The 1,643-nt window shown below is 75.1% G+C and carries 1 protein-coding gene; it reads left to right on the top strand.

Features of this window, described 5'->3' with window-relative positions:
* Window positions 1–1,601, top strand: a 1,601-nt coding sequence (locus D7X12_RS41195) for a hypothetical protein (RefSeq protein ID WP_120630546.1), incomplete at its 5' end; no start/stop codon positions are given.
* Between the last annotated feature and the right edge of the window lie 42 nt (window positions 1,602–1,643).

Genomic DNA, 1,643 nt, shown 5'->3' with positions numbered 1-1,643 from the left:
CGTCGCTGACGCGGCGGCGGCTGGGCGCGGTGCACCGGGATGCGCGCCCACGGACGCTCGTGGCGGAGGCGCCCGGGGTGTCGGTGGTCGTGCCCAAGTTCCACGGGCAGTGGACGGGCGCGCGGGCGTCGGTGCTGGTGGGCTCCTACCGGCTGGGCTTCGGCCAGCGGCTCACGCTGGACACGACGGGGCTGCCCACGCCGGAGGGCTTCCTGCCCGACGACGTCGTGCGCGCTCCCGGGAACGTGGAGCGGTGGTGCTTCCTTGGGGAAGGGGCCTGCGCGCCCGAGGAGCGCGAGGCGGAGGTGACGCCGGACTTCCAGTGGGACGAGGGCTTCCGGGGCGTGGTGGGCACGGTGCGCGGACCGGTGGGGACGGACGCGGAGGTGTCGGTGACGGGCTTCGGTTCGTACCAGTCGCGCTCGCTCCTCTCGCATGCGCTGGTGGAGCGCACCTCGTGTGAGGGCGCACGGGACGGGTGTCGGGCGCCCGCGGTGTGGCTGGGAGGGAAGGGTGCGCCGGTGGGGCGCGTGGTGTCGCGCTCGCTGCCCGGGGTGTTCCACGAGTGGGCGGGTGGAGGCCACGCGACGCTCGCCTGGACTCCACGGAAGCAGCTGGGGGCGACGGCCTGGGGCGCGCGGCCGGTGTGGAGCGTGGAGGGCGCGGCGCTCGATTTCCGCTCCACCGCGGGCTACCCGGCGGGCGGAGGCTTCGGCGCGGTGGGGCTCGACGCGGCGTGGGGCCTGGGCCCGGTGGACCTCTTCGTGGAGGCGGCGCGCAGCTTCGATGTGGCGCCCGGCGGAGGCGGTGGGTTCGCGGTGCTCCAGCGCACGGTGGTGGCGGATCCGTCGAAGGAGCTGGAGGTGTCGCTGCGAGCCTATGGACGCGGCTTCGCCAATCCCTACACGGGGGCGATGTCCGGGCCGGATGAGCTGGAGGGCTCGCGGGCCCGGAACGAGGTGGGCGCGCGCGTGCGCTACCTGCACCGGCTGGAGGACGCGTGGCGGCTGCGCGGTGAGGTGGACGCGTGGACGCTGCCCTCCGACGGCGCGGCCGTGGGCAGCGCGGGCACGGTGCACCTGCGCGGCTCGGCGCGGGTGGACTGGCGGGCGCATGCGTTGTTCCAGCCTTCGCTGTGGGGCGAGTACCGGGACAAGGACGTCGGCGTGGCGGGGGACTGCTTCGACGTGACGGGGGAGGAGCCCTGCGCGGGCTCACGGTTGCGCGTGACGGCCCGCGTGAAGGTGGAGCTGCATGACGCCGTCTCCGTGGCGGCGCAGTACGCGCATGCGCGGGTGGATGATCCGGTGAACGCGGGCGTGCGCGAGGACGCGCAGGCGGTGGTGGAGACGCAGGTGCGGCCGTGTGAGGCGGTGCGGCTGCGGGGGCGGGCGGTGTGGAAGGACGAGGACCTGGCGACGCGCCACCGTCTGGAGCAGTCCTTCCGGGCCTCGCTCGATGCGAGCTGGTCGGCGGGGGACGCGGTGACGACGCGGGCCCGGTACGCGTGGGTGCTCGACCTGAAGGACGCGCGCGGTGCCCGGACGCCGCCGGATGCGCCCCGGCACCTGTTCGCGCTGGAAGTGGAGACGCGGTTTTGAAGGGGGTGGAAGCGTGGCGGCTTGGGCAGTGCGGGGGTGGGG

Origin of the sequence: Corallococcus sicarius, assembly GCF_003611735.1 — a bacterium.
In the GTDB taxonomy this organism is placed as follows: Bacteria; Myxococcota; Myxococcia; order Myxococcales; family Myxococcaceae; genus Corallococcus; species Corallococcus sicarius.
The sequence above is the reverse complement of the archived record's forward strand: the minus strand, read 5'-3'. Positions and strand labels throughout refer to the sequence as shown.